This window comes from Calditrichota bacterium (assembly GCA_013152715.1).
Taxonomy (GTDB): Bacteria; Zhuqueibacterota; Zhuqueibacteria; order Thermofontimicrobiales; family Thermofontimicrobiaceae; genus 4484-87.
The window spans coordinates 29,005-45,561 of sequence record JAADFU010000094.1; the positions used below are offsets into that span (position 1 = coordinate 29,005).

15 protein-coding genes are annotated in these 16,557 nt (G+C 46.1%); 3 read left to right on the forward strand and 12 right to left on the reverse strand.

What is annotated here, in order from left to right; genetic code table 11:
- The first annotated feature begins 77 nt into the window (after positions 1-77).
- Genes GXO74_07320 through cpaF form a run of 3 tightly spaced genes read left to right on the forward strand, consistent with a single transcriptional unit; the run spans position 78 to position 2,583 of the window.
- On the forward strand, positions 78-497 hold the full coding sequence (locus GXO74_07320; protein ID NOZ61476.1) for a response regulator: 420 nt from the start codon (positions 78-80) through the stop codon (positions 495-497).
- A gap of 17 nt (positions 498-514) precedes the next feature.
- Complete coding sequence (locus tag GXO74_07325; GenBank protein NOZ61477.1) at positions 515-853, forward strand: zinc ribbon domain-containing protein; 339 nt, start codon at positions 515-517, stop codon at positions 851-853.
- A gap of 38 nt (positions 854-891) precedes the next feature.
- Positions 892-2,583, forward strand: coding sequence for a Flp pilus assembly complex ATPase component (cpaF, locus tag GXO74_07330; GenBank protein ID NOZ61478.1), 1,692 nt, complete (start codon positions 892-894; stop codon positions 2,581-2,583).
- A 51-nt stretch (positions 2,584-2,634) separates the two neighbouring features.
- On the opposite strand, the gene GXO74_07335 is transcribed toward cpaF, so the two are convergent.
- The 12 genes from GXO74_07335 to GXO74_07390 all read right to left on the reverse strand — a co-directional run bounded on the left by GXO74_07335 (position 2,635) and on the right by GXO74_07390 (position 16,278).
- Positions 2,635-3,177: a hypothetical protein gene (locus GXO74_07335; protein NOZ61479.1), complete on the reverse strand. Its 543-nt coding sequence runs from the start codon at positions 3,175-3,177 to the stop codon at positions 2,635-2,637.
- A gap of 47 nt (positions 3,178-3,224) precedes the next feature.
- Positions 3,225-4,142 (reverse strand): hypothetical protein, encoded by a 918-nt coding sequence (locus GXO74_07340; GenBank protein ID NOZ61480.1) that lies wholly within the window; start codon positions 4,140-4,142, stop codon positions 3,225-3,227.
- A gap of 63 nt (positions 4,143-4,205) precedes the next feature.
- Entirely contained in the window at positions 4,206-5,885 is a 1,680-nt protein-coding gene (gene ftcD, locus GXO74_07345) for a glutamate formimidoyltransferase (GenBank protein ID NOZ61481.1), read from the reverse strand.
- A gap of 138 nt (positions 5,886-6,023) precedes the next feature.
- Positions 6,024-7,214: an aminopeptidase P family protein gene (locus GXO74_07350; GenBank protein ID NOZ61482.1), complete on the reverse strand. Its 1,191-nt coding sequence runs from the start codon at positions 7,212-7,214 to the stop codon at positions 6,024-6,026.
- A 99-nt stretch (positions 7,215-7,313) separates the two neighbouring features.
- On the reverse strand, positions 7,314-8,249 hold the full coding sequence (gene mdh / locus GXO74_07355; protein NOZ61483.1) for a malate dehydrogenase: 936 nt from the start codon (positions 8,247-8,249) through the stop codon (positions 7,314-7,316).
- Between the two features lie 143 nt (positions 8,250-8,392).
- Entirely contained in the window at positions 8,393-8,647 is a 255-nt protein-coding gene (gene rpmA, locus GXO74_07360) for a 50S ribosomal protein L27 (protein ID NOZ61484.1), read from the reverse strand.
- A gap of 22 nt (positions 8,648-8,669) precedes the next feature.
- Entirely contained in the window at positions 8,670-8,984 is a 315-nt protein-coding gene (rplU, locus tag GXO74_07365) for a 50S ribosomal protein L21 (GenBank protein NOZ61485.1), read from the reverse strand.
- A 100-nt stretch (positions 8,985-9,084) separates the two neighbouring features.
- Positions 9,085-10,602 carry an Rne/Rng family ribonuclease gene (locus GXO74_07370; GenBank protein ID NOZ61486.1) on the reverse strand — a complete coding sequence of 506 codons (1,518 nt, stop codon included), beginning with the start codon at positions 10,600-10,602 and terminating at the stop codon, positions 9,085-9,087.
- Positions 10,603-10,634: 32 nt separating this feature from the next.
- The gene (locus tag GXO74_07375) at positions 10,635-13,250 is read right to left on the reverse strand and encodes a TIGR03960 family B12-binding radical SAM protein (protein ID NOZ61487.1); all 2,616 of its coding nucleotides are present in this window, start codon (positions 13,248-13,250) and stop codon (positions 10,635-10,637) included.
- Between the two features lie 305 nt (positions 13,251-13,555).
- Positions 13,556-14,989 (reverse strand): 2-ketoisovalerate ferredoxin oxidoreductase, encoded by a 1,434-nt coding sequence (locus GXO74_07380; protein NOZ61488.1) that lies wholly within the window; start codon positions 14,987-14,989, stop codon positions 13,556-13,558.
- Positions 14,990-15,007: 18 nt separating this feature from the next.
- Entirely contained in the window at positions 15,008-16,051 is a 1,044-nt protein-coding gene (locus GXO74_07385; protein NOZ61489.1) for a 3-methyl-2-oxobutanoate dehydrogenase subunit VorB, read from the reverse strand.
- A 2-nt stretch (positions 16,052-16,053) separates the two neighbouring features.
- Positions 16,054-16,278: a 4Fe-4S dicluster domain-containing protein gene (locus GXO74_07390; protein NOZ61490.1), complete on the reverse strand. Its 225-nt coding sequence runs from the start codon at positions 16,276-16,278 to the stop codon at positions 16,054-16,056.
- Positions 16,279-16,557 lie beyond the last annotated feature (279 nt).

Consider the following 16,557-nt stretch of genomic DNA (forward strand, 5'->3'; position numbering starts at 1 on the left):
CTGTCGGAATATTTGTCATAATTTTCAGTTAGAGATGTTGGAAAACGTTTAGCAAAAAAAAGAGAGGGGTGGTCACCATGTCTCCTAAAAAAACCACTCAAAAATTCGACAGCGGAATCACCAAAAAGATGTTAATTATTGATGATTCTGAAGTCAATCGTTATTTGCTGGAAACGGTGCTCAGCCATTTGGGTTATGATACCATTGCCGCTGTTAACGGGGAAGCCGGATTGGCGGAATTTAAAAAAAGCCAGCCATTCATTACTTTTTTGGACATTGTTATGCCGGGAAAATCCGGGCTGGAAATCCTCAAACAGATAAATGAAATATCGCCTTCTTCCATCGTGGTCATGGTTAGTTCTTTCTCAAGCAAAGAAAATCTATTCGAAGCGAAAAAGGCTGGCGCTAATTGGTTCCTTGTCAAACCGATCACGGCTTCAAAAATAGCGGAATTAGTCGCTTATTTTGAGAAAAAAAGTTTGCAGCAAAGCTATTAACAGAAACGGGAGAAAACATGATTTGCAAATCTTGCGGCGCTGACAACAAGGATTGGGCGTCTTATTGCACGCATTGCGGCGTTCCTCTGGGAAATGTTTGTCGCTGCTCTTTTATTAATGAGGCCGGAGACCTGTACTGCGGCGGTTGTGGCAGACCACTGATGGCGAACGGGAATGACAGGTTGAAGCGCGACATAGCTCTTGAGGGTTTGGAACTTGTCGACAATCAATTCAATGAATCACAGATAAAAAAACTCATCAGAGAGAGCCTGTTGATGAAAGTGGATGAAGACGATTCCATCAATCAAAGCGATATCGATTTGATTTTTTCCATGGACAACGATCCGCCAGAGTGAGAAATTTTAGTGACTAAAACGACGCATCGAGGTTGAAAATGGCATTTCAGGAAGATCAAGTTTTTATTCAGGAACTGATAAAAAAGGGGCTGATTACAAAATCTCAAATCATTCAATCGCAAAATTTGCTCCGTACTCAACTCAGTCGGGAAGGGATTACGAAAACATTGTTGTCTCATTTTAAGCTCGACGAAACAAAACTGGCGCAATCCATTGCAGAAATATTCAACGTGCCATTTATGGAGCAGGTAAACGGCCTTTCGCGAATGGAAGTTGACGAACTCCAGACAGTGAATATTCCCGCTGATTTTCGTTTCATTCCTGTGCTGGTTGATATTAATGAAATCACCATTGCCATCAAGGACCCGCCTTATCAGAAATTGGTTGAGTTTGTCAAAAAAGCGACCGACAAGCACATCATTACTCTTGTGCTCAAAAATTCCGATTTTGAATATCTCAATGATGAAAAAGTCGCGGAGAAAAAGTCGGATAAGCCGCTAAAAATTGATTTCTCCAAACTCGATGTCGAGAAGCAGGGGCTTCGATGGGCACGATCAGCAGAGCAGACCGGATCGCTACCTTCGGCGAAGAATGTACTTGATCGCTTACTGGAGACCGCTCGCGAAACCAACGCCAGCGATATCCATCTGGAAATTACATCTCAGAACACGTTGGTCGTCAGATTTCGCTTAAACGGCGTTCTTCAGCGAGTGGTCACGCTGCCTCAGAGTTACGCCTCATCCTTGCCGAAAGTAATCAAGCAGATAGCGAGCATTGATAATTTTGAGAAAAACAATATAGCAGAAGGAATTTTTTCGGAGCCATTGAGCGGCAATAAAATTCAGTGCCGCGTAAATATTATTCCCACCGCGACCAGCGAAAAAATTACTCTCCGCATGGTCAACGACCATCTGGATATTATTCGTCTGGAACGCTTGGGGTTATCGCTGCATGATCTGCAGCGGATTCGTCGTCTTTTGTCTTACCACAATACTGTTATTTTATTCTCCGGCCCAGCCGGATGTGGAAAGACGACGACTTTGTACTCTGTCTTGAACGAGCTCAATCATTTCACGAAAAATATTACAACCATCGAAACGCCGGTGGAAGCTCATCTGGAAGGAGTTAATCAAATTTCTGTAACGACAAATTCAGATCTTGATTTTGCTAAGGTGATGAAAGCTTTGTTTCATCATGACGTGGATTCTCTGGCTCTGGGTGAGGTTCGCAGCAAGCAAGAGGCTGAGTTGCTTTTGGAAGCAGGCCTTTCCGGAATGACTGCTTTTGCCACGATTCAAGCGGCAGACGCAATAAAAACAATCTATCGTTTGAAAAATTTTGGCGTAGAGATCGAACAATTTGCGCTCGCTCTCCGCGGCATCGTTTCTCAACGATTTGTGCGCAAGGTTTGTCCTTATTGTCAGGCAGAATATCGTCCGGATGCGGAAATTCTGCAAAACGCCGGACTAAAAAGTCTGCCGGAAGATTTTAAATTTAAGCGGGGATTGGGCTGCAAGAATTGCCTGGGGACAGGCTATCTGGGGCGCATTCCCGTTTTTGAAGTTCTCATTTTCAATGAAACTCTGAGTTCGTTGGTTTTTCAAAACAAACCATATCGCGAACTTTTTTTAGCGGCGAAACATGAAGGCTTCACTACCCTGCGCTATGACGGACTTCGCAAAGCGCTGGCAGGCATCACCACGCTCAACGAAGTCCTTCGAGTCACTTGAGGTCTGGTTTAAAGTTCAAAAAAATCGCTGAAATGTTGCAAAAAAATGGGCTTACTCGTATCGCTTGAAAATAGAATAGCCCATTTTTGTTTTGACGATAGCGCTGATTTCGCCCACTTTCAAACCGCTCAAAGTACTGTCTAATTCCGGCAAAAAATCGCCTTTGGTAATGATTCCCAGGTCCCCGCCTTTTTTAGCATTAGGACCAATCGATCGTTCTTTTGCTAATTTCCGAAAATCGGCTCCGCCATCCAGCAGCGATTTGATTTCTTTCGCTTCTTGCTCGGTAGCGACTAAAATGTGCAATGCGCGAATCGTGTAGCCTTTGATGCTAAAACGGTCTTGACTCAGCGAGCCTTTCCAAATGTAGCCGACAATCTGCACCGCAACCCAATTGCCCTGTTCGCCGAGCGCGATGACTTTCGTGCCCTGAGACAAGCGGCAAATCACTGATCCGTTGGGTGACAATCGCAAATTCTCGAAATTAGGCTTCACGTAAAGTTCGTCACCCTGTTGAATTTTGAGTTGGGCGAAAATATTGGCGCTGCTCAAAACTAAAAGCGATATTAGCATTCCCCAAAAAACTTTTCTCATTTTCTCACACCTCCGGGTTAATTTTAGCAAAAAATACTCACTCAATTTCAACGCGTGCTATCGTTGAAACGCATAAAATTCAGAACAGTTTCCTGCTTTGGGATGCCTTTCTGTCCCCCTAAAGTCTGACACTTTATCGCAGCCATGGCATTGGCGGAGCGCAAATTTTCTTCCAGCCGCAATCCGCGAAGCAGTCCGGCGACAAAAGCGCCGTGAAAAACATCCCCGGCGCCGGTGGTGTCTACGACCTTTACCTGAAACGCCGGTTGAAAAACAACGCCCTTTTCATCGCCACCGTAACTTCCTTTTTCTCCGCAGGTTACGACAGCGGTCCTGACGCCAAAATCAAGTAGTTTTCTAATTGCTATTTCGTAATTATCGGTTTGAAAAAACTGATGGCAAAAGCTGTGCGAAACGATGGCATAATCCACAGCGCGCAACAGCTTCTCCATTTCCCGGCGCGGACTGCCGGCATCCAGCACAATCGGAATTTGCCTCGCCCTTGCCCAGTCAATAATTTTCCACGTTGCTGCTGTATCTCTGCCGTCGATGAGTACATACGCGGCATCGCGGACGAAATCAAGCTTCAGCTCCCGCGGCTCAACCGGCTGGTAACGATGGCTATCGAGAACAATGGATTTTTTCCCGCTCACCTGATCAATCCAGATGAACGCCTTGTTTGTCGGCATTTTTTTGTCCCGGATCACTGCCGTCGTATCGACGCCTTCCGCGCGAAAATTATTGATTACAAAATCGCCGTCGCCGTCGGTCCCTATTTTTCCAATAAAAGACGTGTCGAAGCCTAACCGAGCCAAAGCGACCAGAGCCGTGGCGCATGGACCCCCGCCTTGTTTTGAGAATTCAACGGTTTCCGTTTTTTCGTCCAATTTCGGGTATTTCGGTACGAGGCACAGGTAGTCCGCAGCGCAAATGCCAAAACCTACGCAGTCAAAATGTTTTTGCATTTTATTGTCATTTTTTTGCGACGATAGAAACCGGTTTTTTCAAGAAAATTGGGTTTTTATGAGTTACAGCGCTTCAATTTTTTCAGTCACAATTTCCAGCACTTCTTTTTGCAATTTTTCCGCGTCGGCGCGAATTTCATCGACGCGGACTCTCATTTTTTTCACAAATTTTTTGTCCTGAATTCCGGGCAGATTGATCTTCACATTCAGTCCCGCACCTTCTACAGCAGTTCTCGCCATGAGCGCGGAAACCCCGGCGTCGCTGGCAGCGTTGTCATTTCCTTTTCCCGCTGCGATTTTTGCCAACCGCAAAACTTTCGCCGAAAATTCCATCACGCTGAGCGGCACTTCGCAGGCGAATTTTGTAGCATTTTCAATCGCCTCGCTGCGCAACGCGGCTTGTTCTTCTGTTTTTTTCTTCATGGAAAAAGCAGCCATGAGTTGGTTGAACGCTTCGGTGTCGCGATCGACGCTGCGGAGCAATTCGTCTTTAAGATGCTGCGCCTCTACTGCGATTTCGTTCATTTCTTCCCAGACAGATTCATAGCCCTTTTTCCCTGAGGTGAGATTTGCCACCATTCCGCTCAATGAAGACGCCAGCGCGCCTGCCAGTGCAGAAACGCTTCCCCCGCCTGGCGCCGGTGATTCGGAAGAAAGTACATTGGCGAAATCGCGCAGATCCATTTTTACCAGCGGACCTTTAGTTGTGCGAACCTGATATTCGATGATTTTTTTCACCGGATCAAATTCGCTCACATCGCGCAACCCCAGGGAAACAACAGCAGCTTCAATCAGATCTTCTTCCGGAACTCCGGGAGACTTCCCTTGTTTGCGCAGATAGTGTTTCCCGGCATCCAGCATTGCCTGCAACGGAATCAGTCCCACCAATTCGCTGCCGGTAACGCGTAAACCGCGTTTTTCAGCTTCTTCGCAAACCACGTCAAAAGCTACGTGCGGCGGCGTAATTTTGTAATTTGTCAGATTTATCGAGACCTGAGCCTGACCGTATTCATCGATGTACCAGCCAACAGCGCGACAGGCCGACAGCCGACCGGGGACTTTAATTGCTTTTCCTTCTGCATCGCGAATGATTTTTCCTTCGGCGTCTCGCTTGGCGCGTCCTGCCTCGCGGATAGTCAGAGCAATGTCGTGCGCCAGTTTTCTGTCTCGTGTGTTCAGATTGACATTGTAGGCAATCAAAAATTCTCGCACGCCAATCACTGTGGCACCGGATTTTTCGTTAAAAACCGCTTCGCCGAAATCCGGTTTCCATTCCGGATCTTTCAATTTTTCCGGCAAGCCTTCGTACTCACCTTTGCGAATATCTGCCAGACTTTTCCGCTCGGGTCGCGTCGCCGCTTCTTCGTACAAGTAAACCGGAATACCCAATTCATTTGCCGTACGCGCGGCGACTTCTTTGGCAATTTGCACGCAATCTTCCACCGTCGCGCCGGAAACCGGCACAAACGGACACACATCAGTTGCGCCCATGCGCGGGTGTTCGCCTTTGTGATGACGCATATCAATCAATTCTGCCGCCTTTTTTATTGCCCGAAAAGCTGCCTCTTTCACACCCGCGGGCGATCCAATGAAAGTAACGACAGTGCGATTGGTGTCGGCGCCAGGATCTACGTCCAGAAGTTTGACGTCTTCAGTGTCCCGAATCTCATCAGCAATCGCTTCGATGACCTGTAGATTTTTCCCTTCGCTAAAATTTGGCACACATTCGACTAATTTTAACATATCTTTTTCCCCATTTTTTTCAAACCAGCTTTTTCCTTTTTATCAGAAAATCATTGAATAATTTTGCAAAGCATGCGGATGAACGCCAATTTGGCTGATTTTTCCCGAATAGTAAAAATTTTTTTTCGGAAAATTGACTTAGCTCACCAAAAACAACTCCATTTGCCGCGGCGAAAGGAATTCACAGCCATTTTCCGTCACTACCACTTCTTCCTCAATCGTGGCGACGCCGTAGCCCTCACAAGTCACGCGCGGCTCCAGCGTGTACACCTGACCCGCTTCGACTTTTAAATAGGGCAGATCGCCGTACCGTTCCCAGATCGGACAAAGCACTCCGGCGCCATCGTGAGCCTCTCTGCCAACCTGATGGCCCAGCGCGTGCGGATATTCGTCAAAACCGCAATTGACGATGTGTTGCCTGGCGACATTGTCAACTTCCCAGCCTTCGACACCTGGGCGGAGAAATTCTGCTGCTTTGGTAATTGAATCCCGCACTGCTTCAAACGCCTTTTTCACGGCAGCCGGCGCTTCTGTTTCTCCTTCACGCAAAAAATACCACGTGCGCTGCAAATCAGAGACGTAGTCAGCTACGCGCACGCCAAAATCCATATTCATGATGTGACCGCGCTCGGTTTTGCGACCCGTGGGACCGTAATGCGCTCCGGCAGTATCGGGGCCGGTAAAAACTGATGGGCAGGATGTCGCATCCCAGGACAGACCCACTCCCAATTCATCCACGCGTTTTAATACAAATTGGGCGATTTCTTTTTCCGACAGCCCTGGTTTCAACATGCGCGTTACTTCAGCGAAAATGTCAATGGTAATGTTGATCGCTTTTTTCAGACGTTCCAATTCAGACAGCGATTTCCGTCCCCGAAGTGCAGAGATTATTTTCTCCGCCGAGGTGAATCGATTGGCGTAATCGGTGTCTTTCAGATAATCGTTGAGCAGAAGGAACATCCCATGCGTCAGACCATCGGAAACGTGGTCATTAGTAGAATAGTTCAAAGCAATGGATTTTGGATTCAGGGCAGAAATTTCTTTGAGCAAGTCCTCTCTGAGGGAGGCTTTGTAACTAATCACTTTGTCGTAAACGCCAAGGTCGTTCACCGCGGAATAATCCAGATTCCCGACAATAGCGGTTGTTTTTCCGGTGGCAGAAATCAAAAAAGCCGATTGCCAGGTACAAGTCCCGTCGAAAATCAGCGGCAAACTGGGATCGGTTAATGTGTGACTTTCGCGGACAAAAATGAGCCAGAGATCAATATTTTTTTCTTGCAGAATGCGAATTGCCTGATCGAGTTTTTCTTTAATCATTTTCATGAAAATGCCTCGTTGACTAATTTAGTTGAATAGAAGTCATCAGATAAAAAGAAACCGAGAAATAAAATCCTCGGTTTCTAATCAACTTTCATTTCATGTTCAAAATCAAAGTTTCGTGTCAGCGACTGCTTTTTTCACGGCTTCCAAAGAATTCTTCAACATGGCTTTCTCTTCGTCAGTGAGCTTGATTTCCAACACTTTTTCCACGCCGCCGGAGCCAATAATCACGGGCGCTCCGATGTAGTAGCCGTTAATTCCATATTCGCCTTCCAGATAAGTGGCGCAGGGCAAAACGCGTTTTTTGTCTCTGATATAAGATTCTGCCATTTCGATGGCGCTGATTGCCGGGCTGAAAAATGCGCTGCCGTTACCCAACAGACCAACGATTTCGGTGCCGGCTTTGCGGGTACGCGCGACAATTGCGTCAATCTTTTCTTGCGGTAACAATTCCGTCAGCGGCACGCCGCCAACAGTCGCCAAACGAGGCAGCGGAACCATCGTGGGCCCATGTCCGCCGAGAACTGTCGCTGTAATATCTTCCGCGGAAACGCCCAGTTCCATTGCCACGAATGATTTGAATCTGCCGGTATCCAGTACGCCGGCCATGCCGACCACGCGATTTTTAGGAAAACCGGTGATTTTTTTGAAAGAATAGACCATTGCGTCGAGCGGATTGGTCGTAATAATGCAAAATGCATCAGGAGCATATTTCTTGACATTTTCCGCTACATTGGTCATAATTTTAAGGTTCACATCAAGCAAATCTTCGCGAGACATTCCCGGTTTGCGCGGCACGCCTGCCGTAATAATCGCCACGTCTGCTCCGGTAATGTCAGCATAGTTGCTTGTACCGGACAAATTGCAGTCAACGCCCATCAATGGCGTCCCTTCAGCAATATCCAGAGTTTTACCTTTTGCCACGCCTTCCTTTTCGGGAATATCAACCATTACGACGTCGCCCAGTTCTTTTTGAGCAACCAGAAGCGCCAAAATACCACCAATTTGTCCTCCACCAATCAAAGCAATTTTTTTTCGCGCCATAACATTCTCCTCTTATTTGAATTGAGTGGTCTTTTATTTAAAAACTAGAGCTATTCATTTTCGAACAAAAAAATGGTGTCCACTGCCGGTTGATATTCCTGAACAAGCAATCAGGGCAATAGCACACAGGCAAATGTGAAAATTTATGCCGGTAAAACGCGCACCCGCTTTTTCGATTTTCCGTGCGTAGTGTACTGAACTTTGCCGTCAATCTTGGAAAACAAAGTAAAGTCTCCGCCCATGCCTACGTTTTCTCCGGCGTGAATTTTGGTTCCGCATTGACGAACCAGAATGCTTCCGGCGGTTACTTTTTGTCCGCCATACACTTTGACGCCGCGCATTTTTGGTTTGCTATCGCGTCCGTTTTTAGAGCTTCCAACGCCTTTCTTGTGAGCCATTTTTTATTTCCTCCAAAACGCTTTATGATAAAATAATATCTTCAATTTTTAAACGAGTAAAATCCTGACGATGTCCTTTTTTAAGTTTATAAGCTTTGCGCCGTTTTTTTTTGAAAACGATGACTTTTTTGCCACGCTCATCGCCGACAACAGTAGCTTTGACTTTTGCGCCTTTTACAACAGGATTTCCCACATGAACTTTTTCTTCGTCCGATGCAAATAAAACCCGATCAAACTCGACTTCGCTTCCGGTCTCCACATGCAGCTTCGGCGCGACAATTTCATCGTTTTTGTGCACTTTGAATTGCATCCCGGCAACTTCAACAATTGCGTACATTAAATTTTCCTCCAAATCAAATATCTTAATATGACTACTTTTTTTCTCAAATTATCAGCGATATTCAAGATTTTGAATATAATAATTTTTATTCATTAAGTCAAGATTTAAATTTGTCCGTGATGTCAATATTTTGCTTTTTTGAGAAAATTTGAAATTCATCGAATTCCAAATTCCAATCGCCAGCTACCTCGATCTTCAAAAAGTAACGCCACATCAGCCGCCGGATCGGACTTTTTATTCCCTGAGTGAGGTAAGTTTTCATCTCCGGATGCGTGACGATTTTCAAACGGCGCTCTTTCGATTTAGCGCGAAATCTCTTGATCCAGCGCTCTATCTGGCTAAAAACAGCGCTTTTTGACGTAATTCTCCCCAAACCACCGCAAGTTGGGCATGTTTCGCTGAAGGCGTACATAATACTCGGCCTGATTCTCTCGCGCGTCATTTCAATCAAACCAAAATCGCTCAATGGCAGAATGTTTGCCTGCGCGCGATCTTTTTTGAGTTCACTTTTCAATTCATCGTGAAGACGCTTCTTATTTTTTCCTTCCCGCATGTCGATGAAATCAATGACAATAATGCCGCCAAGATCCCTTAAGCGCAGTTGACGAGCGATTTCCTTTGCGGCTTCCAGATTGATCTTTAGCGTGTTTTGTTCCTGTGTTTTTTTGCCGATAAATCTGCCGCTGTTCACATCAATGGCGCACAGCGCTTCGGTCTGATCAATGATGATGGATCCGCCGCTTTTGAGCTCCACCTTGCGGGAAAGGCTGTTTTGAATTTCATCCTCAATTTTGTAATGGTCAAATATCGGCGTGGTGCGATCGTAAAACTCGACAAGGCCTGCCATCTCGTGCGCCACATCTTTGAGATAGGTGACAATTTTTCGGTACAATTTTCTGTCATCCACAATCAGGCGCGTCATGTCGCGAGTGAAAAGATCGCGGATGACGCTCGATGTCATGCCCATGTCTTTGTACACCAATAGCGGCGGCTTATTTTTTTTGATTTTTGCCTGGATTCTTTTCCAGGTCTTTTTTAGATTCTCAACATCTTTTTCCAACACCATTTTGTCTCTGCCGTCGGCGACGGTTCTCACGATCAAACCGAATCCCTCCGGCCGAATTTCCCGCGCAATTTTGCGCAGCCGCTTTCTCTCTCTGGCGCTATCAATTTTTTTGGAAACGCCAATAAATTTTGAATTGGGAACCAGCACTAAAAAACGACCCGGAATCGAAATCTGAGTCGTCAGGCGGGCCCCTTTGGTGCTGATTGGCTCTTTGATGATTTGGACAAGTATTTGTTGCCTGACGCGAATATCTTCTGGCGCGAGCGCCTGCGTAATGTGTCCTTCTTCGCCAGGGTCAATCATTGAACTCACTGTAGAAAAAGATTCGCCAATGTCGGAAAAGTGGAGAAAAGCGTCTTGCTTCAAACCAATATCGATGAAAGCCGCGCGCATTCCGCGCACGACATTGACGACTTTGCCCAGGTAAATATCCCCCACCATTCTCTCATTGTCTGGCATCTCCACAAAAAGTTCTGCCAGACGACCGTTCTCTAAAATGGCGATTCGTTTCTCTCCGATCGCCGCGTTTATTAGAATCTCTTTATTCATAATTCCCTAAATTTTTTGAGTGATTAATTTTTTTATATTTCCAGCGGAGTTATTTGTTTTTGGTCCAGTTGTATCATCAGCGCTTTTCTGTGCACCCGAGTCAAAGCGATCTTTTCTTCGTCCATGCCAAACATCTCCGCTAAAATCTCCTGCATGCGCGCTGTTTTTGACTCTTGAAAAAGTGTTGTCATTACCAATTTCTGCGAAGCTCTGTCCAAATTGACGGCGTCGACGTAAGGACGAATATCGACTTCCACGACGTCATTTTTTCGTTTCCGCTGCACCACGACGCTCTCGCGCGCGATGAACTTAATGATTTTTTCGTTCAATTGCGATTTGTCAAAAATTCCCGGCAATTTTATTTCATAAATTGCCCGATTGATAACAGCCGCCAGAGAACGCGGTTTTCCGAAAATATTTTTCGCTTTCAAAATTCGTAGTCCTGTCGGAAGCACGCGATTCAAGTGAGTAATGATTTCTTTGCCGCGCTCCTGAAAATATTGAACGTCCAGATATTCTGCCTCGCTGGTAAAACCAATCGCCAGCGGCGGACTGTAAGCAATTTTCGGATGCGGATGAAATCCCTGAGAATAGGCTAATTTAATTCCGGCACGGCGAAAGGCGCGTTCAAAAATTGTCACCAAGTCCAGATGAGAAGTAAACCGAACTTCTTCGCCTTTGGAATAGCGCAAACGAATCAAACGCGCTTCCGGTTGCGCTGTCTCCGTCACTTTTCGCAAAGACCTGCCGTAAAAATTTTTCTTCTCGCGTTCGGGATCATGAGCAACTTTGGGTTCGGTATCAGCGCGATTGCCGCTGATAATCTCCTTGCACGCCGCCGTTGTCATCAGCCCACAGCCGTGGCAGGTCGAAGTGCGGCAGTCGGACGTGGGAGTTCTCTCTAAAGATTTCTGATACTCTTTGACAAGATATTTTTTGGCAACGCCCTTGTCAATGTGATCCCACGGCAGCGCTTCGTCTAAATCGCGCTGGCGCACAAAAATCTGCGGATCGAGCTGATTGGTTTCAAATGCATCCAGCCATGCCTGAAAATTGAAATGATCAGACCAGGCGTCAAATTTCGCGCCGTTTTTCCAGGCATCGAGAATAACCGCCCCCAGACGACGATCGCCGCGTGCCATGACTCCTTCCAGAAATGCGACTTCCGGATCCCGCCAGCTAAATTTAAACATGAAATCAGACAGCCGATCTTTCAGGTAAAAAATCTTTTGCTGCATTTCTTCGATGGAGCTTTGCGCCACCCACTGAAAAGCCGTGCCGGCTTTGGGACAGAACGGCGAAACAGAAATGTTAATATTTTTCCCCCGATAACTCTGGGCGATTTTTCTCACTTGCCGGACAAGTTCAACGATCCCTTCTAAATCCTCCGGTTTTTCTTCTGGCAATCCGATCATGAAATACAACTTGACCGAATTCCACCCATTAGAAAACGCAATTTCCGCCGCTCGCAGCAGGTCTTCGTTGCTATTGGTTTTGTTAATCACATTGCGCAGTTCCGACGTCCCTGCCTCAGGCGCCAGCGTGAGACCGGTCTTGCGAATTTTGCGCCCGAAGCGCGCCATCTCCGGAGTGAAACTTTCCGTGCGCAACGACGGAAACGATACCGTCACCATGTCCGATTCCAGTTTTCGCGACAGTCTCGTGAGCAATGGCAATAGTTGGCTGTAATCAGAAGTCGAAAGCGATGCCAGCGAAATCTCGTCGTAGCCGGTGTTTTTAATGACAGCCTCGATATGCCGCTCCAACTCATCGACGCTGCGCTCGCGCACAGGTCTGTAAATGTAACCTGCGTTGCAGAAACGACACCCCTGGGTACAACCGCGCATGATTTCCACCGAGTAGCGGTCATGCGTCGTCTCGATCAACGGGACCAACGGCTTGGTGGGATAATATTCCGTTTTTAATGCATCGACCATGCGTGCCGTGATTTTTTCCGGCGCCGATATTCCATCTTTCGCTTTTAAGCTTTTGAAAAGAATCCCCTCATATTCCGCTTCGTACAAAGATGGCACATAAATGCCTTCGATTTTTGCCAACTCGGGAAGCAGCGTTTTTCTGGACGTTTTCTCCTTTTTTAAAGCGCGAAATTTTTCCACAAATTCAGCGACAACCTCCTCGCCGTCACCGATAACAAAAGCATCGATAAATTCTGCAATTGGTTCCGGATTAAACGCGCAGGGGCCCCCGGCAATGATGAGTGGATCTGCCTCTGTCCGATCTCGCGCCAGAATCGGAATTTCCGACAAGTCCAGCATATTGAGAATATTGGTAAAATGCAACTCATACTGCAGCGTGAATCCGACAATGTCAAAATCGCGGATGGGTCTCTTTGATTCCAGAGAAAAAAGCGAGAGTGACTTTTTCCGCAACAATTCTTCCATATCGATGCCCGGAGCGTAGACGCGCTCGGCTGCCACATAATCGATCTTATTCAAAAGATGATACAAAATCTCAAAACCGACATGCGACATGGCAATTTCATACATGTCAGGAAAAGCAAGAGCAAAGGTGACATCGACTTTGTCCCATTTTTTTTTGATGACATGGATTTCGTTGCCCGTGTAACGACCGGGTTTATTCACCAGTGGAAGTATTTGATTCTCAATCAATTGTGCGAAATCTTGCATGCAGTAAAGACCTAAAATTTTGACTCTGAAAATTTTTTCAAAAAAATAAATTCAACTAAATTTTCAACGAATAGTTGAATTAAAAGTTCCTGTTCAAAAAAACAATTTTCGGCAAAAAGCAAGAGAAAATGACGCATAGCCCAAAAAGAAACTTCAAATCACCGCTAAAAGCGTCCAGATTTTTTCTCTTTTTTAAAATATTCATAAATGCTCACGTAGCCGATAATAAAAATCGGGCATGAAACCCACTGCCCGATTTTCATCGTCCACTATTTTGGTTGCGATTCAGCGACAAAATAAAGCGCTCAAGCGTGATTTTCTCTGATGAAACGCACGCCTTCCTGAATCGCTTTCACGTTGATATCCACATATTTTTTCTTTTTCAGATTCTTTTTGATGGATTCAATCGCCACATTCGGGCCCATAATTTTTGTGTACTCAAGGTACGCGCCGATACAAACCGAATTCGCCACCGCCGTCAATCCCAAATTAGCAGCCATTTCCGTGAGCGGAATGTACAGAGCGCGCACATCGGAGCGCTTCACTTTTCTGTCAATGATAGAACTGTTGACGATAATCAAACCGCCTTCTTCCACTGAATCCTCGAACGCATCCAGCGACGGACCGTTCATGGCAATCAACACATTGGGGTGCGTCGTCAACGGAGATCCGATGCGCTTGTTGGACAAAATAACGCTACAGTTCGCCGTGCCGCCGCGCATTTCCGGACCGTAAGACGGAATCCAACTGACATTCAAATCCTGCGTCATGGCAGCGTCCGCCAGCATGACGCCCATAGTTAAAACGCCTTGCCCGCCGAAACCGGCAATTTTCAGCTTCTGCTCCGGAAACTTCTCGATGAAATCCTCGTCGACTTTTACTTGCTCTTTTTCGCCAGCAATTTTCAAAATTTGCAGTATTTCTTCGTCTGTCAAATCTTTCTTCTGAATCTTGCGCGGTTCGACTTCATCGCTATTGTCCTTGAACACTTTCACCGGATAGTACGGCATCATTTTTTCTTCAATCCATTTCTGGGATTCCACAGAAGTTATTTTCCAGCCGGTCGGGCACGGAGAAAGAACCTCTACGAACGAAAAACCTTTGTTTTCGATTTGATTTTTTAAAGCCTTCCGGATTGCCCTTTTCGTGCGATTGATGGACTTGAAATCAACCAACGCGGTTCTCTCCACATAAACCGGCATTTCGAGAGTGCTGATAATTTCGCACATGCGAATGGGGAAACCTTCGTTTTGCGCGGAACGGCCGTAAGGACTGGTCGTTGTTTTCTGGCCGACCATTGTCGTCGGCGCCATTTGTCCGCCAGTCATGCCGTAAATCGCATTGTTGATAAAAATTACCGTCATATTTTCGCCGCGGTTGGCAGCGTTGAGAATTTCTGCGCCTCCGATAGCAGCCAGGTCTCCGTCTCCCTGGTAGGAAATCACGATACTCTCAGGATTGGCGCGTTTCAGACCGGTCCCGACAGCGGGCGCGCGTCCGTGAGCCGCCTGGACATTGCCGGTGTCAAAATAATAGTAGGCAAAAACCGAACAGCCGACCGGAGAAATTAAAATTGTCCGATCCGCAATGCCGAAATCTTCTATCGCTTCAGCGAGAATTTTGTGCACATTGCCGTGGCCGCAACCGGGACAGTAGTGCGTTGTCTCCAGATTGGCGCCACCTTTCCGTTCAAATTTATCGTAAAAAGTTCTTGGCTTTTCTAATGTTTGCGCTTTCATAGCCACTCCTCATGCTGGTTAAATAAATTTCCGAGCCTCTTCTAAAAGTTCCTCCACCGTAGGAACAGCGCCGCCCATTCTTCCGTAGAAATGAATTTCGCGGCGCCCGTTAACGGCAAGTTTCACATCGTCAACCATTTGTCCGTTGCTGAGTTCAACAACCAGAAAATGTTTGGCGCTTTCAGCAAGATCAGCCACTTTCTTTGTTGGGAAAGGAAATAAGGTGATAGGGCGCAACAGCCCGACCTTTTTCCCTTCTGCACGAAGGATTTCCACCACATTTTGCAGCATTCGGGAAACAATGCCGTAGCCGACTAATACTAAATCAGCATCTTCGACATGTAACTCCTCAAAACGAACTTCTTTTTCTGCTAATTCCTGATACTTTCTTTGCAAGTGGCGATTGTGCTCTTCCAGAATCTGAGTATTCATCAAAATCGACGTGATCAAATTTTTCTGCGTTTTTTTGTCGCCGTACAGAGCCCATTCCTTGTAAGGCACTTTTTTTCGCGTTGTCGGGAAATCCACTGGTTCCATCATCTGGCCGATGTAAGCATCCGTGAGAACGACGACCGGATTTCGATATTGATCAGCAAGCTCAAACGCAAGCATGGTCAAATCACACATTTCCTGCGCCGCATTTGGCGCGAGGACGACATTTCGATAATTGCCGTGACCGCCGCCTTTGACGATCTGATTGTAATCGCCCTGTTCCGGCCAGATATTTCCCAAGCCGGGGCCTGCACGCATCACGTCAATAATAACGCACGGCAACTCAGCGCCGGCGATGTAAGAAATACCTTCCTGCTTCAGGCTCAATCCGGGTCCCGAAGAAGCTGTCATTACTCTTTTTCCCGCACTGGCAGCACCGTAAACCATATTAATCGCCGCTACTTCGCTTTCCGCTTGCACAAATGTGCCTCCCATTAAAGGGAAATAATTTGCAGCCGCTTCGGCAATTTCACTGGCAGGCGTAATCGGATAGCCAAAATACAAACTGCACCCCGCCAGCAAAGCCCCTTTGACAACTGCCTCGTTACCTTTTATTAATTGTTTAGGCATAACTATTCTCCCTTTGCTTTTTTGTAAACAATTATCGCTCCTGGTTCCGGACAGGCGTAAAAGCAAATCGTACAACCGGTACATCCCTCTCCTGTATATCGAGCGTAATTATATCCCATCTGATTAAATTTACCGGAAAATTCAATCACGTCTTTGGGACAATGTTCTATGCAAAGCCCGCATCCCTTGCAAAGTTCGTTTACAACTTCAATCGCCGGTAGCGCCATATCAACTTCAACGATCTCGCTTGCCATGAACGCCTCCTTAAAATAAAATTTGATATTTTAACTAAAATTTAGAATCTTGTTCTGCAAAATGACAGATTTGCCTTATTTGATAACTCAATTAGAGAAAATATTATAACAATTTTTTTTCTGTTTTGCAAGGATTTTTTCCTCTTTTTCAAGAAAAATGTCTTCCTTTGCCCTGTTAAAGGCAATTTACCGATCTCGTGAAAACAAAAAATGTCAATTTTGCAAGTTTTCTCTTGACTCATTGGATTTTTT

Coding starts and splice junctions, on each gene's coding strand:
- ftcD (NOZ61481.1), bottom strand. CDS start 5,885: ATGTTAAAATTAGTCGAATGTGTGCCAAATTTTAGCGAAGGGAAAAAT.
- rplU (NOZ61485.1), bottom strand. CDS start 8,984: ATGTACGCAATTGTTGAAGTTGCCGGGATGCAATTCAAAGTGCACAAA.
- GXO74_07320 (NOZ61476.1), top strand. CDS start 78: ATGTCTCCTAAAAAAACCACTCAAAAATTCGACAGCGGAATCACCAAA.
- GXO74_07380 (NOZ61488.1), bottom strand. CDS start 14,989: ATGAAAGCGCAAACATTAGAAAAGCCAAGAACTTTTTACGATAAATTT.
- GXO74_07340 (NOZ61480.1), bottom strand. CDS start 4,142: ATGCAAAAACATTTTGACTGCGTAGGTTTTGGCATTTGCGCTGCGGAC.
- GXO74_07370 (NOZ61486.1), bottom strand. CDS start 10,602: ATGAATAAAGAGATTCTAATAAACGCGGCGATCGGAGAGAAACGAATC.
- GXO74_07335 (NOZ61479.1), bottom strand. CDS start 3,177: ATGAGAAAAGTTTTTTGGGGAATGCTAATATCGCTTTTAGTTTTGAGC.
- GXO74_07390 (NOZ61490.1), bottom strand. CDS start 16,278: ATGGCGCTACCGGCGATTGAAGTTGTAAACGAACTTTGCAAGGGATGC.
- GXO74_07325 (NOZ61477.1), top strand. CDS start 515: ATGATTTGCAAATCTTGCGGCGCTGACAACAAGGATTGGGCGTCTTAT.
- mdh (NOZ61483.1), bottom strand. CDS start 8,249: ATGGCGCGAAAAAAAATTGCTTTGATTGGTGGAGGACAAATTGGTGGT.
- GXO74_07385 (NOZ61489.1), bottom strand. CDS start 16,051: ATGCCTAAACAATTAATAAAAGGTAACGAGGCAGTTGTCAAAGGGGCT.
- GXO74_07375 (NOZ61487.1), bottom strand. CDS start 13,250: ATGCAAGATTTCGCACAATTGATTGAGAATCAAATACTTCCACTGGTG.
- cpaF (NOZ61478.1), top strand. CDS start 892: ATGGCATTTCAGGAAGATCAAGTTTTTATTCAGGAACTGATAAAAAAG.
- rpmA (NOZ61484.1), bottom strand. CDS start 8,647: ATGGCTCACAAGAAAGGCGTTGGAAGCTCTAAAAACGGACGCGATAGC.